The organism is Streptomyces sp. RK62 (genome assembly GCF_018070255.1).
Classification (GTDB): Bacteria; Actinomycetota; Actinomycetes; order Streptomycetales; family Streptomycetaceae; genus Streptomyces; species Streptomyces nigra.
On record NZ_JAGPYD010000016.1, the window covers coordinates 41,887 to 66,828 of the forward strand.

19 protein-coding genes are annotated in these 24,942 nt (G+C 73.7%); 13 read left to right on the forward strand and 6 right to left on the reverse strand.

What is annotated here, in order from left to right; all coding sequences use genetic code 11:
- Positions 1 to 4 precede the first annotated feature (4 nt).
- Complete coding sequence (locus tag KBY32_RS28100; protein WP_055621262.1) at positions 5 to 757, reverse strand: SLATT domain-containing protein; 753 nt, start codon at positions 755 to 757, stop codon at positions 5 to 7.
- A gap of 292 nt (positions 758 to 1,049) precedes the next feature.
- Between KBY32_RS28100 and KBY32_RS28105 the strand changes: the two genes are divergently transcribed.
- The 7 genes from KBY32_RS28105 to KBY32_RS28135 all read left to right on the forward strand — a co-directional run bounded on the left by KBY32_RS28105 (position 1,050) and on the right by KBY32_RS28135 (position 7,450).
- A complete protein-coding gene (locus KBY32_RS28105; RefSeq protein ID WP_055621263.1) occupies positions 1,050 to 1,391 on the forward strand; it encodes a YbaB/EbfC family nucleoid-associated protein in 342 nt (113 codons plus the stop codon).
- A gap of 88 nt (positions 1,392 to 1,479) precedes the next feature.
- A complete protein-coding gene (gene recR / locus KBY32_RS28110; protein WP_055536881.1) occupies positions 1,480 to 2,079 on the forward strand; it encodes a recombination mediator RecR in 600 nt (199 codons plus the stop codon).
- On the forward strand, positions 2,072 to 2,734 hold the full coding sequence (locus tag KBY32_RS28115) for a DUF5063 domain-containing protein (protein ID WP_055621264.1): 663 nt from the start codon (positions 2,072 to 2,074) through the stop codon (positions 2,732 to 2,734). Before recR ends, KBY32_RS28115 begins: the two co-directional genes overlap by 8 nt.
- A gap of 190 nt (positions 2,735 to 2,924) precedes the next feature.
- Positions 2,925 to 4,202 carry an aspartate kinase gene (locus tag KBY32_RS28120; protein ID WP_055621265.1) on the forward strand — a complete coding sequence of 426 codons (1,278 nt, stop codon included), beginning with the start codon at positions 2,925 to 2,927 and terminating at the stop codon, positions 4,200 to 4,202.
- On the forward strand, positions 4,202 to 5,266 hold the full coding sequence (locus tag KBY32_RS28125) for an aspartate-semialdehyde dehydrogenase (protein WP_210982083.1): 1,065 nt from the start codon (positions 4,202 to 4,204) through the stop codon (positions 5,264 to 5,266). Before KBY32_RS28120 ends, KBY32_RS28125 begins: the two co-directional genes overlap by 1 nt.
- Positions 5,267 to 5,714: 448 nt before the next feature.
- The gene (locus KBY32_RS28130; RefSeq protein ID WP_079033579.1) at positions 5,715 to 6,317 is read left to right on the forward strand and encodes a SigE family RNA polymerase sigma factor; all 603 of its coding nucleotides are present in this window, start codon (positions 5,715 to 5,717) and stop codon (positions 6,315 to 6,317) included.
- A 74-nt stretch (positions 6,318 to 6,391) separates the two neighbouring features.
- Entirely contained in the window at positions 6,392 to 7,450 is a 1,059-nt protein-coding gene (locus tag KBY32_RS28135; RefSeq protein WP_210982084.1) for a hypothetical protein, read from the forward strand.
- A gap of 11 nt (positions 7,451 to 7,461) precedes the next feature.
- On the opposite strand, the gene KBY32_RS28140 is transcribed toward KBY32_RS28135, so the two are convergent.
- Positions 7,462 to 8,259 carry an SURF1 family protein gene (locus KBY32_RS28140; RefSeq protein WP_210982085.1) on the reverse strand — a complete coding sequence of 266 codons (798 nt, stop codon included), beginning with the start codon at positions 8,257 to 8,259 and terminating at the stop codon, positions 7,462 to 7,464.
- A 125-nt stretch (positions 8,260 to 8,384) separates the two neighbouring features.
- On the opposite strand from KBY32_RS28140, the gene KBY32_RS28145 reads away from it, so the two are divergent.
- Positions 8,385 to 10,220, forward strand: coding sequence for a prolyl oligopeptidase family serine peptidase (locus KBY32_RS28145; protein ID WP_055621269.1), 1,836 nt, complete (start codon positions 8,385 to 8,387; stop codon positions 10,218 to 10,220).
- 62 nt (positions 10,221 to 10,282) lie between these two features.
- On the opposite strand, the gene KBY32_RS28150 is transcribed toward KBY32_RS28145, so the two are convergent.
- Positions 10,283 to 12,184 (reverse strand): NAD-binding protein, encoded by a 1,902-nt coding sequence (locus KBY32_RS28150; RefSeq protein ID WP_210982173.1) that lies wholly within the window; start codon positions 12,182 to 12,184, stop codon positions 10,283 to 10,285.
- 227 nt (positions 12,185 to 12,411) lie between these two features.
- On the opposite strand from KBY32_RS28150, the gene KBY32_RS28155 reads away from it, so the two are divergent.
- Positions 12,412 to 13,653 (forward strand): amidohydrolase family protein, encoded by a 1,242-nt coding sequence (locus tag KBY32_RS28155; protein WP_210982086.1) that lies wholly within the window; start codon positions 12,412 to 12,414, stop codon positions 13,651 to 13,653.
- Here KBY32_RS28155 and KBY32_RS28160 read toward each other — a convergent pair.
- Together KBY32_RS28160 and KBY32_RS28165 are read right to left on the reverse strand one after the other, a co-directional pair.
- The gene (locus tag KBY32_RS28160; RefSeq protein ID WP_210982174.1) at positions 13,637 to 14,407 is read right to left on the reverse strand and encodes a glycosyltransferase; all 771 of its coding nucleotides are present in this window, start codon (positions 14,405 to 14,407) and stop codon (positions 13,637 to 13,639) included. The genes KBY32_RS28155 and KBY32_RS28160 overlap by 17 nt on opposite strands.
- A gap of 231 nt (positions 14,408 to 14,638) precedes the next feature.
- Positions 14,639 to 18,667, reverse strand: a complete 4,029-nt coding sequence (locus KBY32_RS28165; RefSeq protein ID WP_210982087.1) for a WD40 repeat domain-containing protein — start codon at positions 18,665 to 18,667, stop codon at positions 14,639 to 14,641.
- 492 nt (positions 18,668 to 19,159) lie between these two features.
- Here KBY32_RS28165 and KBY32_RS28170 point away from each other — a divergent pair, with 492 nt between their 5' ends.
- The 3 genes from KBY32_RS28170 to KBY32_RS28180 all read left to right on the forward strand — a co-directional run bounded on the left by KBY32_RS28170 (position 19,160) and on the right by KBY32_RS28180 (position 22,608).
- A complete protein-coding gene (locus KBY32_RS28170) occupies positions 19,160 to 21,778 on the forward strand; it encodes a LuxR C-terminal-related transcriptional regulator (RefSeq protein WP_374224999.1) in 2,619 nt (872 codons plus the stop codon).
- Positions 21,775 to 22,305: a hypothetical protein gene (locus KBY32_RS28175; protein WP_055621272.1), complete on the forward strand. Its 531-nt coding sequence runs from the start codon at positions 21,775 to 21,777 to the stop codon at positions 22,303 to 22,305. The genes KBY32_RS28170 and KBY32_RS28175 overlap by 4 nt, the downstream gene beginning before the upstream one ends.
- A gap of 105 nt (positions 22,306 to 22,410) precedes the next feature.
- Complete coding sequence (locus tag KBY32_RS28180; protein WP_055621273.1) at positions 22,411 to 22,608, forward strand: hypothetical protein; 198 nt, start codon at positions 22,411 to 22,413, stop codon at positions 22,606 to 22,608.
- 23 nt (positions 22,609 to 22,631) lie between these two features.
- Here KBY32_RS28180 and KBY32_RS28185 read toward each other — a convergent pair whose 3' ends face one another.
- On the reverse strand, positions 22,632 to 24,041 hold the full coding sequence (locus KBY32_RS28185; protein WP_210982089.1) for a DUF2252 domain-containing protein: 1,410 nt from the start codon (positions 24,039 to 24,041) through the stop codon (positions 22,632 to 22,634).
- A gap of 229 nt (positions 24,042 to 24,270) precedes the next feature.
- Between KBY32_RS28185 and KBY32_RS28190 the strand changes: the two genes are divergently transcribed.
- Positions 24,271 to 24,927, forward strand: a complete 657-nt coding sequence (locus KBY32_RS28190) for an HdeD family acid-resistance protein (RefSeq protein ID WP_210982090.1) — start codon at positions 24,271 to 24,273, stop codon at positions 24,925 to 24,927.
- Positions 24,928 to 24,942: the final 15 nt, after the last annotated feature.

Below are 24,942 nucleotides of genomic sequence, written 5' to 3' on the forward strand. Positions count from 1 at the left end.
GGGGTCAGCGCGGCTCGGGCGGCCGCTGACGGGGCATGTTCGGGCGCGCGCCGTTCGCCGGGGGGACCGGGAAACGGCCGCCGCCCACCCCGGCGTCCTGCCGGGCGCCGCCGGACAGCACCGACTGGATGCCCAGGGGCGCCGAGCCGGTGCGGAACTCCACCATCCAGTCCGCCGTCTCCGCCCGCACCAGCTCGTTCAGGTCCTCCGAGAACCGGCGCAGCACGCCCAGGCACCGCTCGGCCGCCTCGCTCGCCGTGCCCTCGGCGGGGCCCAGGACCTCGCGGACGTTCTCCGTCGCCCAGTCGAACTGGAGCGCCTGCAGCCGCCGCTGGACGGCCTGGGCCGTGGCGACGTCCCTTATCCAGCCGGACGTCACCCCGAAGAACCGGTCGGCCGCGACACACGCGACGCCGAGCAGCAGCGCCAGATACCCCCAGCGCGCCGCCCCGTCGGCGACCCCCGTCAGATCGAGCAGCGGGAGCGCCGCCCCGACGACCGCGCCCGTCGCCGCGCCGCCGCGCAGCGCCCTGGCCCCGCGCCGCTTCCACACCCGGTCCGCGAGATACCAGGTGGCGGTCTCCAGCGCCCTGCGCTCCACCCACCGGTACAGCTCGTGCAACCGCACCGCGGGCTCCCCCCAGTCCCCGAGCGGGAAGGCCCGCCCCGTCAGATCGCCCGGCCGAAGTCCGGTCGCCCCCTCGCCGCCCCACCCGTCCTGCGGCGACCTCTCGGGCTGCATCTCCGGCTGACCCACCCGGCACTCCCTACTGATCACGGTGCGTGGGACGTGCGCGCCGGGTACGACCCCCGTGGCGCACGGAACGTCACGCGACACCTGAGGCTGACGCGCCGGACCCTTCCTACCGCCCAATGGGTGGCGAAGAGATGTCTTTCGCGTCTTTTCCGCCCGGAAGTGGGTCTTGATCAGGTATAGGACGCCAGTTCAACCGAGTTCCACTCACTCGAAAGAGTGCCGGGGCGACGGCCGCCCGGAGCACGTAGGCTCGTCCTGAACGGGAAAGCCGTACAGACGCGAGGAGCCCGACGTGATCCCCGGTGGTGGCCAGCCGAACATGCAGCAGCTGCTCCAGCAGGCGCAGAAGATGCAACAGGATCTTCAGCGCGCGCAGGAGGAGCTGGCGCAGACCGAGGTCGAGGGCCAGGCGGGTGGCGGCCTGGTGCGGGCCACCGTGACCGGCTCCGGCGAGCTGAGGTCGCTGACGATCGACCCGAAGGCGGTCGACCCGGAGGACACCGAGACGCTGGCCGATCTGGTCGTCGCCGCCGTCCAGGCCGCCAACGAGAACGCGCAGGCCCTCCAGCAGCAGAAGCTGGGCCCGCTGGCGCAGGGGCTGGGCGGCGGAGGCCTGCCCGGTCTCCCCTTCTGACCCCGGCGCGTCATCCCGCCGCCTTCCACCGGCGGGTGCGCGCCAACTACCGTACGTACCAAGTGAACCCAGGAAGGACGGCAGTCCGTTGTACGAAGGCGTGGTCCAGGACCTCATCGACGAGCTGGGGCGGCTCCCCGGCGTCGGTCCCAAGAGCGCGCAGCGGATCGCCTTCCACATCCTCCAGGCGGAACCGACGGACGTACGGCGCCTCGCTCAGGCCCTCATGGAGGTCAAGGCGAAGGTCCGCTTCTGCGCGACGTGCGGGAACGTCGCGCAGGAGGAGCTGTGCAACATCTGCCGCGACACCCGCCGCGACCCCTCGGTCATCTGTGTGGTCGAGGAGCCGAAGGACGTCGTGGCGATCGAGCGGACCCGTGAGTTCCGGGGCCGCTACCACGTGCTGGGCGGCGCGATCAGCCCCATCGAGGGCGTCGGCCCGGACGATCTGCGGATACGGGAACTCCTCGCGCGGCTGGCGGACGGGACGGTCACCGAGCTGATCCTGGCCACGGACCCGAACCTCGAGGGCGAGGCCACGGCCACCTATCTCGCGCGCATGATCAAGCCCATGGGCCTGAAGGTCACCCGCCTGGCCAGCGGCCTCCCGGTGGGTGGCGACCTGGAATACGCGGACGAGGTCACCCTCGGCCGCGCCTTCGAGGGGAGACGACTCCTAGATGTCTGACGCCACGCTGCACGCGACAGAGCCGAACCCGGACGACTTCGCGGTCCAGATCGCGGACCAGATCGAGAGTTTCCTGGTCGCGGTGACGGAGGTCGCGAAGGGCGACGAGCCGGGCTCGACGGTGCCCTTCCTGCTGCTGGAGGTCTCCCAGCTGCTGCTGGCCGGCGGCCGTCTCGGCGCCCACGAGGACATCGTCCCCGACGAGCGCTACGAGCCCGACCTGGGCCCCGAGCAGGACGTGGACGAGCTCCGCGAGAACCTCGCGCGCCTGCTGGACCCCGTGGACGTCTACTCCGAGGTCTTCGACCCCTACGAGCCCCGCAAGGCGCCGGTGCCGGCCCGGATCTCCGACGACCTGGCCGACGTCATCGCCGACCTGCGGCACGGCATGGCGCACTACCGTGCCGGGCGCACCGCCGAGGCCCTGTGGTGGTGGCAGTTCTCCTACTTCTCCAACTGGGGCTCCACGGCGTCGGCGACCCTGCGCGCGCTGCACTCCGTCCTCGCCCACGTCCGGCTCGACCAGCCGCTGGAGGAGCTGGACGGCCTGGACACCGACCAGGGCGTGATGGGCGACGAGACCCTGGAGTTCGAGGCCGGCCGGGTCATGCAGCAGGAGATCGGCGGCCAGCTCGGGATGCGTTCGGCCCCGTAGCGGGGCGTCCGGCGAGCGCTCCTTTCCGCCGTACGTCCCGGAGTGACCTCCCCCACTTTCGGAGTGCCCGGCGCCCGACCGGGCAGGGACCATCCCGGAGCTACCGAATCTCACCATCTGGGAACCCGATGGTCGTTTTCGGACGCTCGGTAAACTGAGCCGACACACACGGACTGAGCGAGGAGCGCACGTGGGCCTTGTCGTGCAGAAGTACGGAGGCTCCTCCGTAGCCGATGCCGAGGGCATCAAGCGCGTCGCCAAGCGGATCGTGGAAGCCAAGAAGAACGGCCACCAGGTGGTCGCCGTGGTTTCCGCGATGGGCGACACGACGGACGAGCTGATCGATCTCGCCGAGCAGGTATCCCCGATGCCTGCCGGTCGCGAGCTCGACATGCTGCTGACCGCCGGAGAGCGGATCTCCATGGCCCTGCTGGCCATGGCGATCAAAAACCTGGGCCACTCCGCCCAGTCGTTCACGGGCAGCCAGGCAGGTGTCATCACCGACTCGGTCCACAACAAGGCCCGGATCATCGACGTCACCCCGGGCCGCATCCGGACGTCGGTCGACGAGGGCAACATCGCGATCGTCGCCGGCTTCCAGGGCGTGAGCCAGGACAGCAAGGACATCACCACGCTGGGCCGCGGCGGGTCCGACACGACCGCCGTCGCGCTGGCCGCCGCCCTCGACGCCGAGGTGTGCGAGATCTACACCGACGTCGACGGCGTGTTCACCGCCGACCCGCGCGTGGTCGGCAAGGCGAGGAAGATCGACTGGATCTCCTTCGAGGACATGCTGGAGCTGGCGGCGTCCGGCTCGAAGGTGCTGCTCCACCGCTGTGTGGAGTACGCCCGCCGTTACAACATCCCGATCCACGTCCGGTCCAGCTTCAGCGGGCTGCAGGGCACGTGGGTCAGCAGCGAGCCGATTCAGCGAGGGGACAAGCAGGTGGAGCAGGCCATCATCTCGGGGGTCGCGCACGACACGTCCGAGGCCAAGGTCACGGTCGTCGGTGTGCCGGACAAGCCGGGCGAGGCCGCCGCGATCTTCCGTGCGATCTCCGACGCCGAGATCAACATCGACATGATCGTGCAGAACGTGTCCGCGGCCTCCACGGGCCTGACGGACATCTCCTTCACGCTGCCGAAGTCCGAGGGCCGCAAGGCCATCGACGCGCTCGAGAAGAGCCGCTCGCGCATCGGCTTCGACTCCCTGCGCTACGACGACCAGATCGGCAAGATCTCCCTGGTCGGCGCCGGTATGAAGACCAACCCGGGCGTCACGGCCGACTTCTTCAAGGCGCTGTCCGACGCGGGCGTCAACATCGAGCTGATCTCCACCTCGGAGATCCGTATCTCGGTCGTCACCCGCGCCGACGACGTCAACGAGGCCGTGCGCGCCGTGCACACCGCCTTCGGCCTGGACTCCGACAGCGACGAGGCTGTCGTGTACGGAGGCACCGGGCGCTGATGGCCCCCCTGGGATCACGCCGCCCGACGCTCGCCGTCGTGGGGGCGACCGGAGCCGTCGGCTCGGTCATGCTCCAGATCCTGTCCCAGCGCGCGGACATCTGGGGTGAGATCCGTCTGATCGCCTCCCCGCGCTCGGCCGGCCGCAAGCTGGCCGTGCGCGGGGAGGAGGTCGAGGTGGTGGCGCTCACCGAGGAGGCCTTCGACGGCGTCGACATCGCCATGTTCGACGTGCCGGACGACGTGGCCGCCCGGTGGGCGCCGGTCGCCACCGCCCGGGGTGCCGTGGTGGTGGACAACTCGGGCGCCTTCCGGATGGACCCGGAGGTGCCCCTCGTCGTCCCCGAGGTCAATCCGCACGCGGCGCGGATGCGGCCGCGCGGGATCGTCTCCAACCCCAACTGCACGACCCTCTCCATGATCGTGGCCCTCGGCGCGCTGCACGCCGAGTTCGGGCTGCGCTCCCTCGTCGCCTCCTCCTACCAGGCGGTGAGCGGGGCCGGCCGGGCCGGCGTCGACACCCTGCGCCGGCAGCTGTCCCTGGTCGCCGGCACCGAGCTGGGCACCAGCCCCGGAGACGTACGGCGGGCCGTCGGCGACGACACCGGGCCGTTCCCGGAGCCGGTCGCGCTGAACGTCGTGCCGTGGGCCGGATCGCCGCGCGAGGACGGCTGGTCGTCGGAGGAGATGAAGGTGCGGGACGAGACCCGCAAGATCCTCGGTCTGCCCCAGCTGCCGGTCGCCGTGACCTGTGTCCGCGTCCCCGTGCTGACCGGGCACTCGCTGACCCTGCACGCCCGCTTCGAGGGCGAGGTCACCGTCGCCAAGGCCCGCGAGATCCTGGCCACCGCGCCGGGCGTCGTGCTGTACGACGACCCCGAGGCGGGCGAGTTCCCCACCCCCGCCGACATCGTGGGCACCGACCCGACCTGGGTGGGCCGGGTGCGCCGCGCCCTCGACGACCCCACCGCCCTGGAGCTCTTCGTCTGCGGCGACAACCTCCGCAAGGGCGCCGCGCTCAACACCGCGCAGATCGCCGAACTGGTGGCCGCGGAAATCGGCTGAAGGCCCGCCGCCGCATTTGTAGGATCTGTGAGAACAATGTGAGCCGATCGATGGCCCTGGCCCCTTGATCAGGACCGTCGCGGCGACAGAAGATTTTTCTCCCCGCGCCTGCAACCGCTTGCAGGGCGGGGAGCGTCTTTGCGGTCGCCCTCAAGGGCGCGAGGACGCGTTTTTCCGGCGTGGGGACGCCAGGAGCAGGCGTGGGGACGCCCGTTCACAGATGAGGCACAAGGGAAGAGCGGGTAGGCATGTGGGCGTTTGACGCACGGTCGGTCGTGCTGCCTGGCACGAGAGGGCCGGTGGCGGCGACTGACGCAAAAGTGACGTCCGGCACGTACAACCCTCCAGGGGGGACGCGTGTCCAACAGGCGTGGCAGAGGTTCTCGACTTCAGCGCGGCGACCCGCGGTACGGCCCTACGGCCGCCCCGCCGTCCCGTCCGACCCCGCATGCCCGGTGCGCCCGGCGGCATGCCGGTGATCGCGCCCATGCCCGCAGCGCGGCCGACCCGCATCCCCAGTCAGCGTGACGGTTCCGAGGCGGAGAGCGCCGCGGCGGCCGGGACGACCGTCGACCACCTCACGGAGACCTATCGGGCGCACTACCGCTCGCTGCTGGGCCTCGCGGCGCTCCTGCTCGACGACACCGCCTCCTGCGAGGACGTCGTCCAGGAGGCGTTCATCCGGGTCCACTCCGCGCGCAAACGCGTCCGGGACCCCGAGAAGACGCTCGCCTACCTGCGGCAGACCGTGGTCAACCTGTCCCGCTCCGCCCTGCGCCGCCGCATACTCGGCCTGAAGCTGCTGTCGAAGCCGATGCCCGACATGGCGAGCGCCGAGGAGGGGGCCTACGACCAGCTGGAGCGCGACTCCCTCATCAAGGCGATGAAGAACCTGCAGCGCCGCCAGCGCGAGGTGCTGGTCCTGCGGTACTTCGCGGACATGACCGAGGCGCAGGTCGCCGAGACGCTCGGCATCTCGCTGGGCTCGGTGAAGGCGTACGGCTCGCGCGGCATCGCGGCGCTGCGGGTCGCGATGGAGGCGCCGGCATGAGCGGGGACCGCAACGGGCCGCATGAGCGCCCCGACGAGCATCAGCCGAAGCAATCGCACGCTGGGAACGGAACTGTGAACCACGGCCCCGACGACCAGGGCCCCGCCGACGGGCTCGACTCGGACGAGCTGGCACTGCGCCGCATATTGCACGACGCGGTCCAGGAGATCGAACCGCGCGACGGCACGCTGGAACATCTGCGCCGTGCGGTGCCGGCCCGGCGGGCCCGCAAGCGTCAGGCGCTGGTCGGCGCGGCGGCCGCGGTCCTCTTCGTGGGCACCGCGGTCCCGGCCCTGGTGCATGTGTCGAACTCCGGTGGCGCCCACGTCAACTCCTCCAACGCCGGGCACGGCGAGCAGACGCAGGGCGGGGCCGGCCAGGGCAAGGAGACGCAGGGCGGCGAGAGCACGTCCGGGGGCTCCTCCGGCGGCGGCCACGCCGAGGGCCAGGGCGGCGGCAAGGACAAGGACAAGGGTGACGGCGCCGGTCAGGGCACCGGCTCGGGAGGCGCCGACGACCCGCTGGCCACCAGCACGGCCGGGGTTCCGGCGTGCACGGCCGGGCAGTTGGGTGTCGCCGGTCAGGAGGCGGGCGTCCCCGACTCGTCCGGCGCGGTGTACGGCACCTTCCGCTTCAGCAACACCTCCACGGCCGACTGCACGGTGGCCGGCCCGGGCACGGTGTCGCTGTCCCCGGCGGGCGCGGCGGACGGCACCAAGATCGGTCAGCTCCGGCATGTCGCCGGTGACCCGGCGGCCGGTCTGCCCGACCCGTCCCAGGAGGTCGCCGCGTTGGTCCTCAAGCCCGGTGGCTCGTACGAGGTGAAGTTCGCCTGGGTGCCGTCGGCGACCTGCCCCTCGACGGGGGAGAGCAACGGCGGCGGTTCCGGCGGTCCGGACCCGACCCCCGACCCGACCCCGTCCGAGGGCACCGGCGCGGGCGGCACCACCACCGGAACCTCGACGGGCGGCGACACCGGCACCTCCACCCAGCTGCTGGGCGAGGACCCGACGGCCGACGGAAGCGTCACGGTGTCCAACACCACGGTGGCCGCCGCGCCGACGGCCGCGGTGACGGTGTCCAACGCCTGCGCGGGGACCGTCTACTGGACGGGCGTGCTGCCGGGGGCGTAAGCCGTGAGCGGTCAGGCGCCGGCCTTCTCCGGCGCCGGGCCGGCGTCCGGCAGGAGGCCGAGCTCCGCGTCCCGCGCGGCCTCCACCTCGCGGCGCAGCAGCCGGAACCACATGAAGACCACGAAGCCCGCGAAGACGAACCACTCGCCGGTGTAGCCGAGGTTCTGGAACGCCTTCAGGTCCAGGCCCGAGTCGTTGACGGTCGCGACCGGCACCGCCTTCATCCCGGCGTCGGCCTTCGACAGAGTGATCCAGGCGTCGTAGACGTCGTAGGGCACCAGGTTGACCAGGGAAGCGGCGCTGATCGCCGCGGTCTGGCCGGCGGGCAGGCCGCCCCGCGCGGGGACGCCGTTCTCGCCGGGCACCTCGGAGGCCTGGAGCGCCCCGGTGACGGTGACCTCGCCGGTGGGGGCGGCGGGGGCCGCGGCCGGGTCGGCGGCGCCGGGCAGCCAGCCGCGGACGACCGGGAGGGCCCTGCCGTCGCCGGTGCGCAGCAGCGTGACGACATAGGTGCCGCGCTCGCCGTCGAGCTTGCGGTCGGGGACGAGGAACTGCTCGGCGTACCGGCCGCGGGCGGTGACCTGGCGGCCCACTGTCTCCTTGTCCACAGGCAGCAGCTCGGTGAGCGGCCGGGCGGGCTCGCGCCGGTTCTCCGCGGCCCGGTCGCCGGCGCCGCGGTGGTCCTCGACCCGGTCCTCGAACCGGCCGAGCTGCCAGGACCCCATGAACACGCAGAAGGGGATGGCGAGCAGCACGAAGACGTTGATCCCCCACCAGCGGGGCGTCAGCAGAAACCGGTACACGCCCATAACGGTACGGTGCGGCGGGGCGGCGGCGGGGCGCGGGGTGCGGTCGTGGCCGGGCGCGCGGGAAGTTTTCCACAGGCTGGGGATCCCGGCCGCACGATGTCGTCCGGACCAGGCACTATGGGGTCATGACTGAGAGCCACGGGTCCGCTTCGCGGGATCACCGGAAGCAGGACGAGGACATGCCGGACTGGGAGCGGCGCTTCAGGGCGCCCCGGGTGTCGCTTCCCGACTGGGCGGAGGACGCCCCGGACCGCTCGCTGTTCGTGTCGAACGCGACGGGCACGTACGAGCTGTACGCGTGGGACCGGGCGACCGGTGAGCAGCGCCAGGTGACCGACCGGCCGAACGGCACGACGGACGGCGTGCTCTCCCCGGACGGCGCGTGGATCTGGTGGTTCGACGACAAGGACGGCGACGAGTTCGGCGTCTGGCGCCGTCAGCCCTTCGACGGCGGCGAGGACGAGCTCGCGGCCCCGGGCCTGGACGCCTCCTACCCGGCGGGCCTCGCCCTAGGCCGGGACGGCAGGACCGCGGTCGTCGGCCGCTCCACCGACGAGGAGGGCACCACGATCCATCTGGTGCGCACGGGCGAGCCGCCGGTGGAGATCTACCGGCACCGCGAGTCCGCGGGCGTCGGCGACTTCTCGCACGACGGCACCCTGATCGCCGTCGAGCACACCGAGCACGGCGACGCGATGCACGCGGCGCTGCGGGTGCTGCGCCCGGACGGCTCGACGGTCGCCGAGCTGGACGACACCAAGGGCGGCACCGAGGAGCTGGGCCTGGAGGTGCTGGGCTTCGCCCCGGTGGTCGGTGACGCGCGGCTGCTCGTCGGTCATCAGCGGCGCGGCCGCTGGGAGCCGCTGGTGTGGGACGTGGCGACGGGCGAGGAGACGGACCTGGCGCTGGAGCTGCCGGGCGACGTCAGCGCGGAGTGGTACCCGGACGGGACGGGTCTGCTGATCGTGCACAGCTTCGAGGCCCGCAGCGAGCTGTTCCGGTACGACCTGGGGCGCCGGGCGCTGGAGCGGGTCGACACCCCGGCCGGCTCGGTGTCGGGGGCGACGGCCCGGCCCGACGGCAGCGTCGAGTACCTGTGGTCGTCGGCTGCGGAGCCGTCGGCCGTGCGGTCCACGACCGGCCGGGTCGTGCTGGACCCGCCCGGCATGAGGTCCCCGGGCTCGGTCCCGGTGGAGGACGTGTGGGTGGAGGGCCCCGGCGGCCGTATCCACGCGCTGGTGCAGCGGCCGGCCGGCGCCGAGGGCCCGCTGCCGACGGTCTTCGACATCCACGGCGGCCCGACCTGGCACGACAGCGACTCGTTCGCGGCCGGCCCGGCGGCCTGGGTGGACCACGGGTACGCGGTCGTACGGGTCAACTACCGGGGCTCCACCGGCTACGGGCGGGCCTGGACGGACGCGCTGAAGCACCGGGTGGGTCTGATCGAGCTGGAGGACATCGCGGCGGTCCGGGAGTGGGCGGTCTCCTCGGGTCTCGCCGACCCCGAGCGGCTGATCCTGACCGGCGGCTCCTGGGGCGGCTATCTGACGCTCCTCGGCCTCGGCACCCAGCCGGACGCGTGGACACTGGGCATCGCGGCGGTCCCGGTCGCCGACTACGTCACGGCGTACCACGACGAGATGGAGGCCCTGAAGGCCATGGACCGCACCCTGCTGGGCGGCACGCCCGAGGAGGTGCCCGAGCGGTTCGAGGCGTCGTCCCCGCTGACCTACGTGGACCGGGTGAAGGCCCCGGTCTACATCTCCGCTGGGGTCAACGACCCACGCTGCCCGATCCGCCAGGTCGACAACTACGTCAAGCGGCTGGAGGCGCGCGGCGCCGTGCACGAGGTGTACCGCTATGACGCGGGGCACGGCTCGCTGGTCGTGGACGAGCGGATCAAGCAGGTGCGCCTGGAGCTGGACTTCGCCGAGCGGCACCTTCCCGCGCGCGGGAAGTAGAACGCGCGGAAAGCAGCGGCAGCGGCCGGGTTCCGGGGCCGACCGCCCCGGAACCCGCCGGTTCAGGTCCCCGCCCGCTCCCGGCCCCGGCGGCGGAGCAGTTCGGCCATGCCCTGGCGGGTGGCGGCCAGGACGACCCGGTCCGCGCTCTGCAGGACATAGGTGTCGGGCAGGTCCCACACCCAGCCGGAGGGGGCGCCGGCCCGCTCGTCGTGGGCCCGGTCGGCGGCCGGTTCCTCCCGGCGCTCGCCGGGCGGGGTCCGGTCCAGGGCCAGCACCCGCCACGCCCCGGGCCGGAACGCCTCGCCGACGGTCCGGTCCTCCAACTGGGGGTGCCCGCCGACCTCCAGCGTGGCGAAGAGCAGCACCCGCCGCTCCACGGGGATGGCGCCCAGGATCTGCCGGCCCGACATCGCCCCGGCGAAGGCGGGCGCGGCCAGGTGCGTCACGCTCCGGCTGCGGGTGTAGCCGCGCGGGTGCGCGGCACGCAGGGTGCGGTACACGGCCTTGGCGAAGTCGTCGTCGTACAGGCGCAGGACGACTCGCAGGTCGGGGCGTACGGAGCGGGCGTACAGGGCCGCTTCCAGATTGGTGGTGTCCTCGCTGGTCACGGCGAGGAAGGCGTGCGCGCGGTGGATCTTCGCGGCCTCCAGGACGCCCTCCTGGGTGACGTCGCCGAGGACCACCGGCACCCGCAGCCGCCGTGCCGTGGGCATGCCGCGCGCCTCGGGGTCGGCCTCGACGCACACCACCGGGATGTGCAGCTCGCGCAGCCGGGTCAGCACCCGGGTGCCGATCTTGCCGAGGCCGAGCAGCACCACATGGCCGCCGAGGCCCCGTGGCGGCTTGCGCAGCGCGGACGTCGAGCGGAAGGTGCCGAGGGCCTCCAGCACGGCCGCCAGCAGGACCGGGAGCAGCAGCAGTCCGGTGAGCCCGGACAGCAGTTGCAGGATCTGGCGGGCGAGGGGCTGGTGGAGCGCGGGCTCGTTGATGGCGAAGAGGTCGAGCAGGGTCAGATAGGTGGCGTGCAGGGGGTGGTCGCCGGTCACCACGGTCAGCGCCACCGCGAGTCCGGCCACACAGGTCACCAGACCGGCCAGCGACCAGCGCAGCCGCCGGGAGAACAGCGAGCCGAACGACGGCATCAGGCCGCCTCCGCCGCGGCCCGAGGGCATCGGCGGACCGGCGTAGGACACCTGCTCCAGGACGACGGTGCCGCGTCCGGCGGCGGCTTCGACCTGGGCGGCGTCCGGCAGCATCAGCGGGCCGTGCTCGCCGCTGTCCTCCGAGCCGTCGGTGCCCGCCGGGTCGCTGCGGGTCGTGGACAGCAGCGCGAGGGTGGCGAGGTCGGTGGGGCGGGTCTCACCGGGCGGCCGTTCCACCGCGCGCAGTAACAGGCCGTCGGTCTGGACGACCTTGGTGGTGCCGGCGACGGCGGTGGCGGCCAGCGCCGGGGCGGCCGTGTCGGCGTCCGAGAGCACGGTCGTGGAGGCGTCCAGGCCGCCCTCGCCGGCGCCCGTCGCCAACGCGGCGGCCTGGTCGAGCAGTTCCTCGATGTGCTGGCCGAGCCGGCGATTGTAGAGGCGCAGGACGAGCCGGAGGCGGGGGTTGAGGCGGCGGGCGGTGAGGGCGGCGCGGATGTTGGTCTCGTCGTCGTCGTAGACGAGGGCGAGGGCGGCGGCCCGTTCCACCCCGGCCTCGGCGAGCGTGGCCTCGCTGGGCTCGGCGGCCTCCAGCACCCGGGTGCCGCCCGGTTCGCCGGGGACGGGGCCGGTGCCCGCGCGGTTCACGGCCGCGGTCACCGCGCCCAGCAGCGCCGCCGAGGCGGCCCGGGCCCGGCCGACGACCGGTGGCCGTACCGTCCGCTCCGACGGCGGCACGACGAGTGTGACCTGTTCCCGGTACACGCCGCGCAGTTCGGCCGTGAGCCGGTGCGCGAGTCCGTCGTCGCCGCACACCACCATGTGCGCGGTGCTGTCACTGATCGAGGTCTGCTGCGGGACTGCCACGAGGGAGAAGACTGCCTCATCGTGATCGCCGGTTCCACAGCCGGTGACCTCTGTGCGCCGGGCGCCGCCCGGCGGGCCCTTGGCGGGACCCGGGCCGGGGACTACCCTGAACCCTGTATCTGACGGCCCGTCAGAAACGAGGCGGCACCGGCGGCCGGCGGCGCAGCAGCCAGGAGGTAGGCGTGGCCCACACCGAGAGCGGCACGAAGGACCTGCCGAAGGTCATCAGCGTGGACGATCATGTGATCGAACCCGCGCACCTCTTCGAGACCTGGCTCCCGGCCAAGTACCGGGACCGGGGCCCGAAGCCCCTCACCGCCGGGATCGGCGAACTCGCGTACGTCGGCGGGAAGTACCGGTTCACCACCGACCCGGACGGCCAGATCACCGACTGGTGGGAGTACGAGGGCGGACTGTTCCCGTACAAGCGGATCATCGCGGCCGTCGGCTTCTCGCGGGACGAGATGACCCTCGACGGGATCACGCGCGAGCAGATGCGGCGCGGCTGCTGGGACCCCAAGGCCCGGCTCGCGGACATGGACCTCAACCATGTCGAGGCCTCGCTCTGCTTCCCCACCTTCCCGCGCTTCTGCGGCCAGACCTTCGCGGAGGCCCAGGACAAGGAGGTCGCCCTGGCCTGCGTACGGGCCTACAACGACTGGATGGTGGAGGAGTGGTGCGGCGACAGCGGCGGACGGCTCATCCCGCTGTGCCTGATCCCGCTGTGGGACATCGATCTCGCCGTCGCGGAGATCCGGCGCAACGCGGCCCGGGGCGTGCGCGCGGTGACCTTCAGCGAGATCCCCACCTATCTGGGGCTGCCGTCGATCCACTCCGGTCACTGGGACCCGTTCTTCGCGGCCTGCGAGGAGACCGGCACGGTCGTCAACATGCACATCGGGTCCTCTTCGCAGATGCCGGCCGCGTCGCCCGACGCCCCGCCCGCCGTCCAGGCGTCCCTCAGCTTCAACAACGCCATGGCGTCGATGATGGACTTCCTCTTCTCGGGTGTGCTGGTGAAGTTCCCCCGGCTCAAACTCGCTTACAGCGAGGGCCAGATGGGCTGGATCCCGTACGCGCTGGAGCGCGCCGACGACGTGTGGGAGGAGCACCGGGCGTGGGGCGGGGTGAAGGACCTGATCCCGGAGCCGCCGTCGACGTACTACTACCGGCAGATCTTCTGCTGCTTCTTCCGGGACCGGCACGGCATCGAGGCCATCGAGACGGTCGGCGTGGACAACGCCACCTTCGAGACGGACTATCCGCACGTCGACTCCACCTGGCCGGAGACGAAACGGGTCGCCGAGGAGCATGTCGGCGGGCTCTCCGACGAGGTGGCGTACAAGCTGCTGCGGGGCAACGCGATCCGGATGCTCGACCTGCCCTTCGACCGCGAGGACCGGGCGGTCAGTCCGGCGCCGTGACCGGCGGGTACGTCCAGCCGAACGAGCCGAGCGCGCGGGCCCTGGCCTCCACCACCGCCATCCGCGCGGCCCGTTCGGCGGGGTCGACATGGGCCGCCTGCCCCGTCGCCTGGCCCTCCCACTTGCGGTACAGCAGCCCGACCTCGGCGGAGAACCAGCCGCGGCTGACCGAGCTGAGCGCGAGCAGCAGACCGGTGTCCTCGGAGGCGGGCAGCGCCATCCAGCCGCCGAGCGCCAGCAGCAGGTCCCGGCGCACGCACAGGGTCGCCGGGTGGACCGGGGCGAGCCAGTCGTTCGCCCGCCAGGTGCCGACGAGGGTGCCGGGTTCGATCGGGCCGTCGGCCGGGTCGCCGGGGAACGCGGCCGTCGAGCCGTCCGGCAGCAGGTCCAGCACCCGGGACGTGGTCCAGCCGACGGAGCGGTGCCCCTCGAGGACGGCGAGGTCGCGGGCGAGCGCGCCCGGGGTCAACTGGTCGTCGGCGTCCAGGATCTTGGCGTAGGCGCCCTCGGTGTGCGCGAGGGCGAGCGTGCGGGCCACACCGGGGCCTCCGGGCCGGCCCTGACGGAACGTCACTCTCGGGTCTCCATCGGGGACGTACGGGCGGACGGCGTCGGTGCGCCCGTCCTCCTGTATCACCCAGTGCCACTCCCAGCCGGACGGCAACTCCTGGGCGCACAGGGACGCGTGGGCCTGCGGCAGGAACGCGGCCGAGGGTCCGTGGACCGCGGTCACGACGACGACCCGCCGGAGCACGGAGCGACCCACCACCCTTCCACGGACATGCGAAGGCCCGACCGCTGGCGACGGGGGATGCACCAGCGATCGGGCTGTGGCCAACAGTAACAAGGCCGCGAGCCTCGTGGGAGCCGCCGGATCGGCTGCGGTGAGGCGTTGTGATCGGGATCACGGAAAACGCTGTCAAAGTTGCCTCAGGCATATCACTTGCGTCCCCGCGCCCTCACGCTCCGCACAGGTCACAGGAGTTCACCCGGAGCACGGAGGTTCATAGGACAGCCGGGGCAGATACTCGTCCCACCGCTCCCGGGTCAGTACGCCCCGGGTCGTCGCGCAGACGCGGCGGATCGCCTGGTCGACGTCCAGGTTCCACAGCCGGACGGTGTCCGTGCCGCTGGAGACGCCGAGCATGCTGCTCGCGGGCCGGAACGCCAGGAAGTTGCCCGTCCGGGCGTTGGGGCTCATGGCCCGGCCGACCGCCGAGGCGTGCGCCGGGTCCCGGACGTCCCACATCCGCACCGTGTTGTCGTTGCCGCCGCTGGCGAGGGTGCGGCCGTCCGGGCCGAACGTCAGCGAGACGACCGCCTCGGTGTGGCCGGTGAGCGGGTCCCCCTGCGCCCGTGCCCGGGCCGGGTCGGTGACGTCCCACAGCCGGACCGCGTCGTCGTCGCCGGCGCTGGCGAGCGTGCGGCCGTCCGGGGCGTAGGCGACCGAGTTGACCGGCCCGCCGTGCCCGGTCAGCGGGTCCCCGAGCGGTTTCGCGCGGGCGGGGGAGCGCACGTCCCACAGCCGGACCGTGGCGTCCGCGCTGCCGCTGGCCAGGGTGCGCCCGTCCGGGCTGAAGGTGAGGGAGTTGATGTAGCCGCCGTGGCCGGTCAGCGGCTCCCCGAGCGGTGTCGCGTCGGCCGGGTCGCGCACGTCCCACAGCCGGATCGTGCGGTCGTCGTACGCGGTGGCCAGCGTGCGCCCGTCCGGGCTGAACGCGAGCGCGTCCGGGCCCATGAACCGGGTGTGCAGCGTGAGCGGCGAGCCCAGGGGGACCGGACGGGCGAGGTCGCGGACGTCCCAGAGATGGACCGCCCGGCTGCCGGTCAGCACCGCGAGGGTGTGCCCGTCCGGGGAGAACGCCAGGGACCGCTGTCCGCCCTCGCCGGGCAGGAAGGGCTCGTTGAGCAGCACGGGCCGGTCGGGCCGGGCCACGTCCCACAGCCGGACGCTGCCGTCCCGGGCGGCGGTCGCCAGCACCTTGCCGTCCGGCCGGAACGCGCCCGTGCGGCCGGTCATGTCGGACGTCGGGACGGACCACAGCCGGACCTTGCCGTCGCCGCTGCCGGTGGCGAGGGTGCGGCCGTCCGGGCTGAAGCCGAGCGCGTACATCTCCCCGCTGCCGCCCGCCAGCGGCTCGCCGACCTGCGAGGCGTCCGCCGGATCGCTGACGTTCCACAGGCTCGCGGTGCTGTCCGCGCTGGCGGCGGCGAGCATCGTCCCGTCCGGGTTGAACGCCACCGACCAGACGGGCCCCAGATGCCCGGTCAGCGGGGTGCCGAGCTGGTGGGCGCGGGCCCCGTCGGAGACGTCCCAGAGCCGGACGGTGTCGTCGCCGCTGCCGCTGGCCAGGGTGCGGCCGTCGGGGCTGAACGCCACCGAGTGCACCAGGCCGGTGTGCCCGGTCAGCGTGGCCAGCCGCTCCGGCCGCCGCCGGTCGGACACGTCCCACAGCCGTACGGTGTCGTCGTCGCCGCCCGCCGCCAGGGTGCGGCCGTCCGGGCCGAACGCCACCGAGCGCACGGCGGCCTTCGCCCCCGTGAGGGTGGCGAGCGCTTTCGGGCGCCCGGCATCCGACACGTCCCACAGGCGGACCGTGCGGTCCTCGCTCACGGAGGCCAGGGTGCGGCCGTCCGGGCTGAACGCGACCAGGTAGACGGTGCCCTCGTGCCCGGTCAGCGGGGCGGCGATCGGCTCCGGCCGCTCCGGACGCCGTACGTCCCACAGCCGGATCGTGCCGTCGTCGGCGGCGCTCGCGAGGGTGCGGCCGTCGGGGCTGAAGACCGCGCTGCTCACCCAGCTGCGGTGCCCGGTCAGGGGCGCGCCCAGCGGGCGGGGGCGGCGCGCGTCCGACACGTCCCACAGACGGACGGTCCGGTCGTAGCCGGCGGTGGCCATGACCTTGCCGTCGGGACGGAACGAGGTCAGGTAGACGGCGCCGGAGTGGCCGCTGAGCGGGGTGGCGAGCGGCGCGTTCACGATCGAGACGAGCCGGCTGCCGGTCTCCTCGTCGTCCGGGCGCAGCCGGTGCGCCACCAGGTCGAGCTGGGCGGACAGCGAGGGATCGGTGTACTGGAAGCGGTCGGCCTCGGCGAGCACCTGCGCGAACAGGGCGTCGTCGCGCTGCTTCCACGCCACCGCCGCCGCCCCGACGGCCACCAGCGCGAGCGCCATGAGGACCGCGACGCCGCCGCGCAGGATCCACACGGTGCGCCGGCGCAGCCGGACGGACGCGGCCAGGAACTCCACGGCGCCACGGGTGAGGAAGGTGTTCCCGGCGGAGCGCGCCCAGTCGTGCGCCTGCTCCAGCCGGGAGCCCCGGTACAGCAGCGCGGAGTCCCGCCCGGACTCCTCCCAGGACCGGCCGTCCTCCTCCAGCCGCTGGCGCAGCAGATGGCCCTGCCGGTCCTCGTCGATCCAGTCCCGCAGCCGGGGCCAGGCGTGCAGCAGGGCCTCGTGCGTGATCTCCACGGTGTCCGCGTCCAGGGTGACCAGCCGGGCCCGCACCAGCGCCTCCAGCGACTCCTCGGTCTTCGCCGGGTCGGCCGCCTCGGCCGCGAGCTGCCGGCGGGTGCCGCGCCGCCGGGTCGCCTGGGTGTCCTCGCCGATCCGGACCAGGCGCAGCAGGAGCAGCCGGGCGGCGGTGCGGGCCGCCGGGTCCAGCTGCGCCCAGGCGCGCTCGGCGGTCGCGGCGACCGCGCCCTGGATGCCGCCGGCCGCGCGGTACCCGGCGAGCGTGAGCCGGCCGGCCTTGCGGCGCTGCCAGGTGACGAGCATGGCGTGGGACAGCAGCGGCAGCACGCCCGCGTCATGGGCGCCGCGCGGGCCGTCCGCGCCGACCTCCCGGGCGATCAGCTCGGCGAGCCCCGGTTCCAGCTCCAGACCCACGGCCTTGGCCGGGCCGGTGACGGCCTCGCGCAGTTCGGTGGTGGTGAGCGGGCCGAGGACCATGTGCCGGTGCTGGAGGGCGTCGGCCAGCTCGGGGTGGACCAGGCACTGTTCGTAGAAGTCGGCGCGGATGCCGAGGACGACCAGGGCGGGAGCGGGGGCGCCGGGCCGGGGCGGGGTGCAGGCCGCGTGCAGGACACGGACGAAGGCGCGGCGGTCCGCCTCGTCCGGACAGAGGGTGAAGGTTTCTTCGAACTGGTCGACGATCAGGACGGGTGGGCCCTGCGAGGTGTCGGGAGGCGAACCCGGTGGTCCGGTGGCGGAGGCCTCGCGCCGGGCCCAGGCGAGGACGGCCGCGCGCACGTCCCGTACGAGATCGGGGCCGCCGTCCGTGCCGGTGTCCGTCTCGTCCGGTGCCCGGGCCGTGGAGACGACGTCCGTCAGCTCCGGCACCCGGCGCGTCAGCTCGCCCAGCGGATCGGCGCCCGGCACCAGTTGCAGCACGGCGCTCGCCCTCGGAGTGCCGTCGCCGCCCAGCACGCCCTCCCGCACGACCGGCACCAGTCCCGCGTTGAGCAGGGAGGACTTCCCGGCGCCCGAGGCGCCGACCAGCATCACCAGCCCGCCGGTGCGCTCCGCCGAGCGGAGCCGGGCGACCAGGGTGCCGGTGCTGCGCTCCCGGCCGAAGAACCAGCGGGCGTCCTCCTGCCGATAGGACGCCAGCCCCCGGTACGGGCACACCCCGCCGGCCACCGCCGCCGGGGCCTCCTGCTCCTGGTCCTGCCCCGGACCGGAGGTCGCCCGCTCCCACAGGTGCTGCCACTGCACGAGGTCGTACAGACCGGCCGACACGGGGGTGGGGCGCAGCCGCCGGGCCTGCGGGACGAGGACGTGCAGGACGGCCGAGAGGGCGGCGAACTGCGCGGGGACGTTCCGCGCCCGCCGCCAGTCGCTGATCCGCTGCGCGGACACCCGGACCGGGCGCCCCCGCTCGTCCACCCGCTGCAGCCGTACGACCGCCTCGGCCACGCTCTTCAGGGGTGGGTTCCCGGCCTCCTTGTAGAGCAGCGCGAGCCGTTCCGCGAAGGCCGCGCGCGCCGCCGACTCGGAACTCAAGACCGTCACTCCCTCACTCGCGCGCCACCGGGTCTTCCGGACCGGAAAACTCACCTTATACGGCTGACCTGCGAGGAAGACCCGCTCCGGAGACCGGAACCTCCTCGCGGGCACCCTCCGACTGGCAGGATCACGACGCAGGTGCGGGAGCCGCCGCGGCCCGCCGAGGCGGGCTCACCAGCCGCAGAGCCCGAAGCCGTCCCACCCGGCGCCGTACGTTCTCGGACAGCTTTCACACCCTCGCTGTCCGCGGGAGTCGCGAGCGCTTCGCGCCGCCGTCGTCCCGCGCCCGACCCGTTCGGGCCGCGCCGGTCCTCGGAGCCCGGAGACAGGTCGTGGACCGGCACCCGCTCCGCCGTCCGGCACCGGTCCCCACGAGGGGAGGGACCGGTGCCGGACGACGCGGTTCCGGGAGTGGCACCCGCTTGACGCGCGCGAACCCCCGAAAACTGTGATGGTGGTGGGGGAGGGGACGGCAGGCCGGTCTCGCGCTGCAAGGCGGTGAACGAGGTGGCAGAGAGCGACGGCATACCCCGCGAACCGGGCGCCCCCCACGCGGACCCCCTCGGCGACCCGTTCCTGCGGACCCGTTTCGCGCTCCCGGCCCGCCCCGCGACCTTTCTGCGCCGCGCCCGCCTGGTCCACCACCTCGACCAGGCCCTGGTCACCCCGCTCACGATGGTCAACGGCGCCGCCGGGGCCGGCAAGACGCTGCTGGTCGCCGACTGGGCGGCCGGCCTGGAACGCCCGGTCGTCTGGCTGACCCTCGACCCGTCGCTGCGCGGCCCCGGGATGTTCTGGGCCCATCTGCTGCAGGCGCTGCGCACCCACGGGGTGCCGGTGGCCGGCGACGTCGGCACGCCCGCCGACGCCGGGCGCGTGCACCACACCCTGCTCACCCGGCTCGCCGCCCAGCTCGGCACCGACGAACTCACCGTGGTGCTGGACGAGTACGACCGGGTCGGCACCCCCGAGGTCGCCGAGCAGCTGGAGTTCGTCCTGCACCACGCCGGTCCCGGACTGCACCTGGTCCTCGTCACCCGCACCGAGCCCCTGCTGCCCCTGCACCGCTACCGCGCGGCCGGCGCCATCACCGAGATCCGCAACGCCGAGCTGGCGTTCACCCCCGAGGAGGCCGTGGCGCTGCTGCGGCGGCACGGACTGCGGCTGTCCGTGCAGGCCGCGACCGCCCTCGTCGAACGCACCGGGGGCTGGGCGGCCGGGCTGCGGCTGTGCGCGCTCGCCGCCCAGCAGCACCCCGACCCGGAGGAGTATCTGAAGGAGTTCGAGGCCGGGCACAGCACGGTCGCCGACTTCCTGCTCGCCGAGGTCCTCAAACGGCAGCCGCCCGCCACCCAGGACCTCCTGCTGCGCGTCAGCGTCCTGGACCGCTTCTGCGCCGACCTCGCCAACGAGCTGACCGGCCGCGGCGACGCCGAGGCGATCCTCGCGGGCCTGCACCGGGAGAACGCCTTCGTCGAGGACCTCGGGCACGGCTGGTACCGCCTGCACCCGCTGTTCCGCGAGATCCTCCGGGCCCATCTGCGGGAGCGCTCCGCCGACCTGGAGCCGCGGCTGCACCTGCGGGCCGCGCACTGGCTGGGCCGCTCAGGCCAGCTGCCGGAGACGCTGACCCATGGCGCGGCGGCAGGGGAGTGGGACTTCACCGCCGGGGCCCTCGTCGACGACCTCGCGCTCGGGCAGCTCTTCACCGGGCTGCGCACCGACCATCTCGCCGACCTGTTCTCCGGTATGGACCCGGAGGCGGCGAGCCCCGCCGCCGAACTGGTCCGGGTGGCCCGGGACCTCGCCCGCGGCGACCTCGACCACGCCCTCGCCGGCCTCGGGCCCGTCCGCGAGCGGCTGGCCGCCGAAGGGCCCGGCACCGCCGCGGTCCGGCTGGGCTGCGCCCTGCTGGAGGCGCTCGCGGCCCGGCTCACCGGCTCCCCGCAGCGCGCCGAGGAGGCGGTCCGCGCGGCCCGCGCGCTCCAGCACGAACTCCCCGCCGAGCTCCTGGACAAGCACCCGGAGCTGTCCGCGCTGCTGCTGACCCATCTGGGCTCGGTCCGGCTGTGGGCGGGCGACTTCGACGAGGCCCGGACCGCGCTCACCACGGTCGCCGGCACCACGACCGGCGCGGCCACCGCGCTGCCCCGGGCCGAGTCCCTGGAGCTGCTGGCCCTCATCGACCATCTCGCCGGCCGGCCTGCCACGGCTGAGCGCAAGGCGGCCGCGGCCCTCGCCGAGACCGAGCGGTTCGGGCTGGCCGACGGCGCCGGCTCCGGGCTCGGCCGGGTCGTCCTGGCCGCCGCGGCCGTCGAGCGCGACGACCTCGCCGAGGCGCGGGCGCTGCTCGACCGGACCCCCGGACCGGCGGTCCACGACCCGGTGACGGCGGCGGGCCGCTCGCTCACCACGGCCCGGCTGCTGCTGGCCCGCGGCAGGACGCGCGCCGCCCTGGAGGCCGCCGAACCGGCGGTGCCCGCCGCCGTCCGCTCCCCCTGGCAGCACCTGCACACCACGCTGGTCGCCTCGGCCGCCCACCTCGCCGAGGGCCGGCCCGACCTGGCGACGAAGGTGCTGGACCAGGTGGGCGGCGAACAGCCCGGCCTCGCCGTCGCCGCGGCCCGCGCCCGGCTCGCGGCCGGCGACCCGGGCGGGGCACTGCGGCTGCTCGACCCCGGCGGTCCCGTACGCGGCGGAGGCCCGGCGGTGCTCGTGCGCGCCACGCTGCTGCGGGCGCAGGCCGCGCACACCGCCGGGGACACCGCCACCGCCCGCCGGCTGGTCGTGCAGGCCGTCGCGGAAGCCCGGCGCGAGCGGCTGCGCCGGCCGTTCCGGGAAGCCGGACCCTGGGTCGAGCCCTACCTGGCAGCCGTCCCGCCGCACCATCCGCCGGCCGACGCCGAGCCGCCGCCCGTCCTCGTGGAGCCGCTGAGCGGACGGGAGCACGACGTGCTGCTGCGGCTCGCCCAGATGATGTCCACCGAGGACATCGCCGCCGACCTGTACGTGTCGGTGAACACCGTCAAGACGCATCTGAAGAGCGTCTACCGCAAGCTCGCCGTCAACCGCCGCAACGACGCCGTCCGGCGGGCCCGCGAACTGGACCTGCTGTGACGTCCCGGCCCGCCGTCGAGCACCGGGCGAGCGCGCGCGAACGGCGGGCGCGGCTGCGGGCGCATGCCGACTACACCGGCGGCGTCTACGGCTCCATGCTGGCCGCGTCGGTGGTGATCGGCGCCGGTGCCCTCGGCTCCTTCCACCGCACCGAGCTGGTGGTCCTGCTGCTTCTGACCGGCCTGGTGTTCTGGGCCGCGCATGTGCACGCCCAGCTGTTCGGCGCGCGGCTGGCCGACCGGCCCTGGAGCCGGGCGACCGTGTGGCAGGTGTGCCGCGAGGAGTGGCCGATCGTCAAGGCGGCCGTCCCGCCCGCCGTGGCCGTGGCGATCAGCCCCCTGCTGGGCCTCGACCTCTCCGGCACCGCGTGGCTGGCCCTCTCGGTCGCCGTCGCCGGGCAGGTCGGCTGGTCCGTGGCGGCGGCGGCACGGGCCGGCGCGACCCGGCGGCTGATCGCCCTGAGCGCCGCGGTCAACCTGCTGTTCGGCCTCCTGATCGTCGTGTTCAAGATCGTCGTGTCGCACTGAGGCGCCCGCCGGCGCGCCCGGCTCACCTGCACCGGGTGAGGTGAGGGCCGGGGCCCGGCGCGACCATGGCAGGACTGGCAACCGCTGTCGGCGGGAGAGCAGCACATGCGCTACGAGATCCGTGTCGAGGGTCATGTGTCGGAGACGCTGGCCAGACTCTTCCCGGAACTGGACCACGTGGTGATGTCCGGCCAGACCGTGCTGTACGGGCCGATCGTCGACGACGCCCAGCTGTACGGCCTCCTGGCCCGCTGCCAGTCGCTGGGCCTGCGGGTCGTGGAGATGCGGCAACTGCCCGAGTGAACAGCCTTGTTCGTACGGCCGCCTCAGAGGTCCCGCGCCTCGACGCGGCCCGCGGCCACCGCCGTGCCCAGCGCCTCGAAGTCCCGTTCGTTCTGGTCGGCGTAGGCGCGCGCGAACTCGGTCAGGGCGTGGTCGAAGCGGTCGCCGGCGCCCAGGTAGGCCGCGAGGGCCACCGGATCGCCGGAGCGGGCGTGCGCCCGGGCCAGGCTCGCACCGCACACCTGCCCGAACAGGCACAGCGTCGCCGGGTCCCAGAGCTCCGGCCGCGCGATGCCCTTCCAGTCCCGCAGCTGGCGTACGTAGAAGTCCCGGCCGTGCCCGTCGAGGCCGCTGACGACATGGGTCCAGCCCAGGAAGATGTCGCTGGTCGTCTGGATCAGCCGCTGGCCCGTCACCACCCGGCGGCCCTGGTTGTCGAAGCGCTCGCCGCCGGTGTGCACGGCCAGCACGGACTCCTGTGCCTCCTTGGCCTGCAGCAGCAGCGGATCGTCGTCGTCGCGGCCGAGCATGAGGATGATCCAGCAGCGGGTGCCGACACTGCCCACGCCGACCACCTTGCGGGCGATGTCGACCATCCGGTAGCGGCGCAGCAGATGCCGGCGCTCCGACGACAGGGTCTTCGTGTAGCCCTCGACGACCGCCTGCAGCTCCTTCTCCTGCCGGTCCGTGGAGGCGCCGCTCGGCAGCTCCCGCAACGGGGTGATCAGCGGTGGGTCCGAGGCGATGACCCGGCCCGCGGCGGTGCGCCGGGTCAGCTTCGCGTACGCCTGCATATGGGTGCGGGTACGGGCCTTCGCGGTGGCCTCGGCCGTACGGCGCCGGGTCTGCTTGTTCATCGCGGACGCCAGCAGCGCGCGCATCCGGTCGGCGTCGTCCTGGGCGTACCAGATGTCCAGGGTCCGCATCCCGGCGAACTCCCGCATCCGCGTCCGGTACCCGCGCACACAGGCGCGGACGGCCTCGTCCTGCTCCGGCGCGCCGAAGCCGTTCGCCCGGGCGGCGATCACGAAGCTGGCCGCGAGCCGCTTGACGTCCCACTCGAAGGGCCCGGCCAGCGTTTCGTCGAAGTCGTTGATGTCGAAGACCAGATGGCGTTCGGGCGAGGCCAGCAGACGGAAGTTCAGCAGATGGGCGTCCCCGCACAGCTGCACGGTCAGACCGCTGTGCGGATGCCGTCCGAGGTCCATCGCCATGATCGCCGCCGCGCCCCGGTAGAAGCGGAACGGCGACTCCAGCATCCGGGCGTACCGGATCGGCACCAACTCGCGGACCCGCGTGATCGACTGACGCTCGATCACCTCGATCGGGTCCTCGCGGCCATCGGCCTCGTAGCGGGCCTGGCCCGAGCGCGGGGCTCGCTTGCGGGCGTTCCTGCCGTAGGCCGCCCGCTCGGCCGGGGACAGCGACGCTGTGAACGCGCTCGGAATCGTCATGGCTCGCCCTCCACGTCCGTGCGGCCGGCGCCGGTGCGTGTCCCGCGGTCCGGGCGCACCGGCAGACCCTTCCACCGTCCACCTCATCGCCGGGGCGCCCCGCACGGATCACCCGCCAGGGGTGACCCGGCGAGCGGCGGCGCGGGGCACGCTGATCCAGGTGAGGGGTGCCACACACCGTCCCGTCGGGCGGACCGGTGGCGACGGCCGTATCACGCGAGGAGGAGCCATGACCATGTCGCGTGGCCCGGCGCCGCACACCGGATCCGATCCTCTGGCCGGCGGGACGGTCCCCCCACCCGACCAGGAGACCGAGCGCCTGCTGTCGGCGCTCGGCGGCTCCTGGAAGTGGCTGCTCGCCTCGGCGGTGGCCACGCTCGTGCCCGGCGTCGTGGCGCTGGCCTGGCCGGACGCCACCCTGCACGTCCTGGCGGTGATCATCGGGCTGTATCTGCTGGTCACCGGCGCGTTCCGGTTCGTCGCCTCGTTCGCGCGGGCGCACGGCGACCGGCATCTGGAGCTGCTGGCGGCCGTGCTCTTCGTCCTGGCCGGTGTGCTCTGCCTGCGCAATCCGCTCCAGACCATCGCCGCGCTCTCCCTGATCGTCGGCGCCGTCTGGGTCGTCACCGGCATGCTGACCGCCTGGACCGCGCTCGCGCTGAAGGGTATGCCGCACCGCGGGGTCGTCCTCGCGGCCGCCGGTCTCGGCGTCGTCGCGGGCATCGTCGTCCTGGCCCTGCCCGGCGAGTCCGCCGTCGTCCTGACCCGGCTGCTCGGACTGTGGCTCGTCCTGCTCGGCCTGGCCGAACTGGGCGTCGCCTTCGCCTGGCGGGCCGCGCTGCGCCAGGCGCTGCCCGAACCGCCGCCTCGGCAGGCGGCCCCCTGAGCGACCGAGGAGGCG